Source organism: Citrobacter sp. wls718 (assembly GCF_005280945.1).
Classification (GTDB): Bacteria; Pseudomonadota; Gammaproteobacteria; order Enterobacterales; family Enterobacteriaceae; genus Citrobacter; species Citrobacter gillenii.
On sequence record NZ_SZWV01000103.1, the window covers coordinates 78,573 to 84,968 of the forward strand.

The window sequence follows — 6,396 nt, forward strand, 5'->3', positions numbered from 1 at the left end:
TCTTCATTGCATAGCCAAACACCAGTCCCACTGCTAACGAAGGCAGAACCAGACGCCAGTCCCCCTGCCCTGCAAATGTTGCACATGCACCAATAAACGTACCCGGCACAAATGAAAGCAACCATTGCTTAGCCTGAATGCACATCAAGAAGGCAACAATCCCCGTGATGACATAGCCGATGATGTCCATATGCGGGGCAAGCGCACTACCGTTAATAATCACCAACGCCCACACCACACCGCTTAACAGCGTACACGCTGAGATCCACAGCCCTTTCAGCCCACTCTGCGGACAGGCAAAATAGGCTGTACAACCCAAAAAACCTGCCCAACTGAGTAAACCAAGAGAAACGGCCACCCATCCCCAGATACCGGAGAGAATGCCCGTTGTGATTGCAATAGAAAGAAGTATGTTCATGCCGCGCATCTTAGCAGAAAAACGGCATGATAATGAGATCGTGCACACAATTTATGCAAGCTGATAAATTGCGTTGCAGAATAAAGTGACTTAAATCACATTTACTCTTCTGTATCTTCCTGCAACTCGTCCCACATCGCGCCAATCGCATCGCGCGTCAGCGGCGCCATGGTACGCCAGAATGGGGAACTGGCATGCGCTTCCACTTTGCCAAGGAACGCGCCACACCACGGGAGCAGATAGTCAACGAATAACGTTTCCAGCGCTTCACTTTCATCTTCAGCAGACTGATCTTCAAGCCATGACGCAGCCAGCAGCAATGTGCCGATATGATCAGCAGGAGTATCCGCCAGCGGCATACCGCGCGCAGAAAGGAATGCGCGAACTTCGGATTCCTTAGCACCTTCGACCCAAGCGCTGCGATAAGGTGGCACCGCACACTCTTCACCGACAAACAGCGCGTTATAATCTGCAGCCACCTGCGGCATATCACAGCTTTTCTGTAAGCGAGCCAGCAGTTCATCTTGCTCCAGTGGCCAACTTGCTGACAGTTTACCCTCACCGATCACGGTAAAAAGAGGAACCAGTAACGGGTCCTGCGGTTGGCGGTAAAACAGCGATCCCAGGACGCGACACAGGATAGAAAACTCGTTCATTGTTGTATTCCAGTTAGTTCACAATTAAAGTTCAGCAAATTCCGCGATAGGCTCCATGCCGCGCGATTCCAGAAACGCCAGCAGGCGTTTTGGCGATACGTTTAAAATTCTGTCCTCCGGGAAGTTCACATCATCCAGGATTTTACGGCATTCACCAAATTCCCCCAGCGTGAAGGCGGTATGGGAATCCGATCCTAACGCCACCCATCCACCGGCATCGCGTACCGCTGCGGCGACTGCGCGACAGTTGTCTTCACTGCCCTTACGTGAATGCAGGAATGAGGAGTTATTGATTTCCAGTGCTACCTGGTATTTCGCTGCCGCCTGTGCGACGGCGGTAAAGTCTAACTCATACTTTGGATTTCCTGGATGACTGATAATGTGCACATTACCACTCGCCATTGTGGCAATCATCGCCTGGGTATGCGTGTCTTTATCAACAGGTGCGAAAACCGGCTCATGGAAGCCTGCAATGATTAAATCCAGGGAAGTAAACATCGGACCGGAGCAGTCGATCTCGCCGTCAATATTTTTAATATTCGCTTCAATACCGCGGAGAATTCCCACCCCGTCCACCAACCTTGGCCAAATGCGCATATTAATAAAATGCCAGTGATGCGGTGCATCTGCCATATCCGGCCCGTGATCGGTGATCGCAAACAGCTTGATACCTTTGCGTTTGGCTTCGGCGATGTAATCACTCAGGGTACTGTAGGCGTGGGTGCTGGCGACGGTATGCATATGCAGGTCAACGGGATACATAATTCTCTCCTGTAGTCATTTTTCGTCAAGGATAGCAGGTATCTCCACCATTAATACCCTAAATAATTAGAGCTGTAGGACGGTGTTTAGACGAAACCCGGCGGCTGGCCGGGTTGTTATCAATATCCCCTAACGCGATCGACTTGACCCGTTACGGCTTTCCCGCTCTCAAGGTTTAAAATGGTGCGTGAGATATAGTCTACGGCCTCTGCAGGACGCGTCACGGCGGCAATATGCGGCGTCATCGCCACGCGCGGATGTTTCCATAGAGGGTTATTTTCCGGTAGCGGCTCGCTGCTGTAGACGTCCAGCATCGCGCCCTTCAACTTTCCGGTATTCAGCGCAGCCAGCAGATCGTCTTCCTTCAGATGAACCCCGCGTGCCAGGTTAAGCACGTACGCCCCATCCTTCAATTGATTCAGCAGCCCGGTGTTAATAATACCTACCGTTTCCGCCGTATTTGGCAGAAGATTAATCAGCACCCGCGTTTGGCTCAGGAACGCCGCCAGCTCTGCGGTACCGGCAAAGCTTTCCACACCGGGCCAGGACTTACGCGTCCGACTCCAGCAACGCAGCGGGAAGCCCCATGCTTGCAGGCTCTCAGCCACTTTAGCCCCTAATACCCCTGCCCCCATAATCCCGACAGTAAACTCTTCGCGGGTATACTCTTGCAGCGGTTGCCATTTCGCCTGACTTTTTAGCGCCTGATAGTCATCAAAACGTCGAAACCAGTGCAGCACCTGACTCACCGCATATTCCTGCATTTGCAGACCCATACCGGTATCTTCCAGACGGAAAAGCGGGATTGACGCATCCAGCATTTCAGGGTGGGCTTTTAGCTTGCTAAGGATAGAGTCCACGCCGGCGCCCAACGCGAAAACAGCTTTTAACTTGCGACCTGCCAGCATATCAACCGGTGGATGCCAGACGAGGGCATAGTCAGCATGCGCATTATCACCCCGCTTCCATTCACGGACATTTGCGCCTGGAATTGCCTTAGCCAGTGCCTTCAGCCACCAGGCCGTATCGAATGTCGGGTGATAGAAAAGTATTTCCATATTAACTCCTGAGCAGTGTTATGCGGAACTTTCTCGCACTTATCATCATTTTCCAAGGAATATCAGAATAGCAAATTTTAGGATGCTGGCAAAAAAAGCTATTCTTGCTTATTTACGCCCCATGTTGCTTGAAGTTTGTGTAAATGCACGTTTTTTTTAAAAAGTAGATTGACGTCGGGGCGGTGTTTCCCCTACATTAGCGCCCGTTCCGCTAACGCAGGAACAACAATACGGTGAGGTGTCCGAGTGGCTGAAGGAGCACGCCTGGAAAGTGTGTATACGGCAACGTATCGAGGGTTCGAACCCCTCTCTCACCGCCATATTTGAAGAAGAGCTCGTACGCAAGTACGGGCTTTTTTTTCGTCTGTTGCAATATAGCGGATGCGATACGAGCATCTTATCCGGCCGACAACGAAATCCCCGTAGGCCGGATAAGCGAAGCGCCATCAGGCATCCTGCAAAGAAGCGTGTCTGTGTTTTTTATATGCATATAAACGATTATCCCTGCTTATAAAAAAACAAAGCCCGGTTCCCCGGGCCTTGAAGACGCAGAACCTATCAGCTGTAAGCGTTAAGCGTCCGCTGACAAAGCGCCGAGCGAACGCAATCATCTTTATTGAAACGAACGATTCCAATCATGTCATCTTCTTCGAAGCGGGCCAGCGCATCGTTTAGTCCGGATCGAACATGCGCCGGTAAATCGCACTGGGTAATATCCCCGTTCACAATTACCGTCACATTCTCCCCGAGGCGCGTCAAAAACATCTTCATCTGTGCAGCAGTGACATTCTGAGCCTCGTCGAGAATGACAACGGCATTTTCAAATGTCCGTCCGCGCATATACGCGAACGGCGCGATTTCTACCTTCCCAATCTCAGGTCGCAGGCAATATTGCATAAAGGAGGCACCCAGACGTTTTACCAGTACGTCATACACCGGGCGAAAATAGGGAGCAAACTTCTCGGAAACATCTCCAGGTAAGAAGCCGAGATCTTCATCAGCTTGCAGAACTGGACGGGTGACAATGATCCGGTCCACATCTTTGTGGATCAGAGCCTCTGCTGCTTTTGCCGCGCTGATCCAGGTTTTACCACACCCGGCTTCACCGGTGGCGAAGATCAGCTGTTTACTCTCAATAGCATTCAGGTAGTGCGCCTGAGCCTCATTTCGCGCCGTGATAGGTGTGGCATCGCGACTGTCACGCGCCATACCAATCGCTTCTACGCCGCCCATCTGCACAAGCGAGGTGACCGATTCATCTTCACGTTGTTTATGGCTACGCGAATCCCGTCTCAGCACACGTTTTGCTTCACGACGAGCTTTGATCACTGCTTTTTGTCTTCCCATGGATAGCACCTTGAGTTGTAGGTATACATCACACGCGCCATCTTCGGCACGATTATGCGCACGAACATCTGAGGGTTGGCTTCCTTGTAAGCCATTGCTTGCCTACGAATAAGACACCACACACGGCTACGCGCACCATATAAGGCGTCAGTAACAAGGATAAGATGTGGAAGAGAGAGGAATTTAGCGGTGACGAGATGGCTACCGGAAGAGAAACGTCCGCGTAAGGTGGTGATAATGTAAGAAACCTGTCCAATACAGGACGTTACCATTCGCGATCTCCATAGTGAATGACTATCACTGCCGGGAACTACCGCTGTTACATATAAGTACAACAGAATTTATTCTTAATGCAACAATATTTTTACTTATTGTTAACTAAATTCCATCTTATCGTTGGCAACAGTCTCTTACAGAGAGATGACAGAATTATTTCACAGCAGCACGTATCACAAAAATTAATTTTTTCGTTCATCGCTGTATCAGGTCAACATGTGAGGAATTGCCCCGCACAGGCGCGGGGCACGGGAATCAGGCTTGTAGCAGAGATTGTCCGAGGTAGTGGTCCGGTGTTTTTACGCCCGGTAAAGCAAAGAAGTAACCGCCGCCAATCGGCTTAACGTACTCCTCCAACGCTTCACCATTCAGGCGTTTCTGTACGGCCAAAAAACCTTTCTGCAGATCGTGTTGATAGCATACGAACAGCAGCCCCATATCCAGCTGTCCAGATTGCGTCACACCGAGCGAATAGCTGTAGCCACGACGCATCATCAGGCTGGATTCGGTCTCTTTGGTCCGCGGGTTCGCCAGCCGGATATGGCTGTCGAGCGCAATCACCTCACCTTCAGGATCATTGGCATAGTCCGGTACATCATGCTCATGCTGCATTCCCAGCGGAGCGCCGGTCTGTTTATCGCGACCAAAAATGGTTTGCTGCTCTTTAAGCGGCGTGCGATCCCAGAACTCCACGCGAAACTGAATAAGTCTCACCGCCTGATAGCTGCCCCCTACCGCCCATGCAGGCTCGCCTTGATCGGCCGTGACCCACACCACGTTTTGCATCAGCTTTTCATCAGTACCATCCGGGTTCGCGGTCCCGTCTTTAAAACCGAGTAAATTTACCGGGGTTTCTTTGCCTTTACTGCGTGCAGCATGATCGGAGATAAATCCCTCTCGCTTCCAGCGCACGCTGAGCAAATCCGGCGTGTGCTTGATGATATCGCGCAACGCGTGAATAACGGTGTCCTGCGTGTTGGCGCAAATTTGTAACAGCAGATCCCCGTGGCACAGCGCCGCATCCAGCGAATCATTCGGGAAGCGCGTCATTTTTTGCAGCGTTTTCGGCATTTGTGTTTTCAGGCCATAGCGCTCATCAAACAGTGAATGGCCGACCGACAGCGTCATCGTCAGGTTGTCCGGGGCAATGTAAGCCCCCAGAATGCCGGAGTCCATTGGCGGCAAGCGCGGATTCGGCGTTTCTGGTGCCGGGCCGCCGGTGGTCAGGAACGCAAAGCGATGGGTCAGTAAACGGAACAGACGTTCAAGATCTGCTTTGTCGCTGGCGAGGACATCAAATGCCACCAGCATCATCGAGGCCTGCTGCGGCGTCAGGATCCCCGCCTGATGCGGTCCATAAAAGGGCTGTACATCATCGCGCGCATTGGGTGACAGAGTGCCCGGCGCACTGTGCGGTTTTTGCGCATGCGCAACCGGACAGCCGCCCGCCAGTGCCAGCGCGCCGCCCAATGCTCCCATGCCCTTTAACAGACGTCGGCGTGAAGGTTCACTCACGCCGTTTTCATTATCTTGTTGCATGATGCTTAATCCAGACCCAGTACGCCGCGTAATTGCGACAAATCTTCTGCCAGCGTCGTAATCGGCCCTTTCAGCGCGTTGCGGTCAGCATCGGTCAGTTTGTCGTAAGTTTCAAACCCGTCTTTGGTGCGATACTTGCTCAGGATGCTATCGACTTTTTTGAAGTTCGCATCCACTTTTGCCAGCAGTTCAGCATTGGATTTTTGCAGTTGAGGACGCAGGAGATCGACAATTTTCTGCGCGCCATCGACGTTGGCCTGGAAATCCCACAGGTCGGTGTGGCTGTAGCGATCTTCTTCGCCGCTAATTTTACTGGCGGCCACTTCTTCAATCAGACCCG

The 6,396-nt window shown here is 51.7% G+C and carries 8 protein-coding genes and 1 tRNA gene; 1 reads left to right on the top strand and 8 read right to left on the bottom strand.

The features are described from left to right. From FDW95_RS20395 to ghrA, 4 genes are all read right to left on the bottom strand, one after another. On the bottom strand, positions 1 to 418 hold a 418-nt coding region (locus tag FDW95_RS20395), incomplete at its 3' end, for a DUF1097 domain-containing protein (RefSeq protein WP_137363599.1). A gap of 101 nt (positions 419 to 519) precedes the next feature. Next, positions 520 to 1,074 carry a molecular chaperone gene (locus FDW95_RS20400; RefSeq protein ID WP_115258889.1) on the bottom strand — a complete coding sequence of 185 codons (555 nt, stop codon included), beginning with the start codon at positions 1,072 to 1,074 and terminating at the stop codon, positions 520 to 522. A 24-nt stretch (positions 1,075 to 1,098) separates the two neighbouring features. Then, positions 1,099 to 1,836, bottom strand: coding sequence for a phosphatase (locus tag FDW95_RS20405; RefSeq protein ID WP_115258890.1), 738 nt, complete (start codon positions 1,834 to 1,836; stop codon positions 1,099 to 1,101). A 119-nt stretch (positions 1,837 to 1,955) separates the two neighbouring features. Next, positions 1,956 to 2,894, bottom strand: a complete 939-nt coding sequence (gene ghrA, locus FDW95_RS20410; RefSeq protein WP_115258891.1) for a glyoxylate/hydroxypyruvate reductase GhrA — start codon at positions 2,892 to 2,894, stop codon at positions 1,956 to 1,958. A 232-nt stretch (positions 2,895 to 3,126) separates the two neighbouring features. Between ghrA and FDW95_RS20415 the strand changes: the two genes are divergently transcribed. After that, positions 3,127 to 3,214: transfer RNA gene (locus FDW95_RS20415), tRNA-Ser, on the top strand. 238 nt (positions 3,215 to 3,452) lie between these two features. On the opposite strand, the gene phoH is transcribed toward FDW95_RS20415, so the two are convergent. The 4 genes from phoH to FDW95_RS24055 form a co-directional block, all read right to left on the bottom strand. After that, entirely contained in the window at positions 3,453 to 4,241 is a 789-nt protein-coding gene (gene phoH, locus FDW95_RS20420; RefSeq protein WP_168246965.1) for a phosphate starvation-inducible protein PhoH, read from the bottom strand. Further along, complete coding sequence (locus FDW95_RS23250) at positions 4,220 to 4,513, bottom strand: hypothetical protein (RefSeq protein ID WP_170973033.1); 294 nt, start codon at positions 4,511 to 4,513, stop codon at positions 4,220 to 4,222. The genes phoH and FDW95_RS23250 overlap by 22 nt, the downstream gene beginning before the upstream one ends. Before the next feature lie 259 nt (positions 4,514 to 4,772). Then, positions 4,773 to 6,056: an iron uptake transporter deferrochelatase/peroxidase subunit gene (gene efeB / locus FDW95_RS20425; protein ID WP_115258892.1), complete on the bottom strand. Its 1,284-nt coding sequence runs from the start codon at positions 6,054 to 6,056 to the stop codon at positions 4,773 to 4,775. Positions 6,057 to 6,061: 5 nt separating this feature from the next. Next, a partial coding sequence (locus tag FDW95_RS24055) for an imelysin family protein (protein ID WP_283202161.1) occupies positions 6,062 to 6,396 on the bottom strand: 335 nt, incomplete at its 5' end.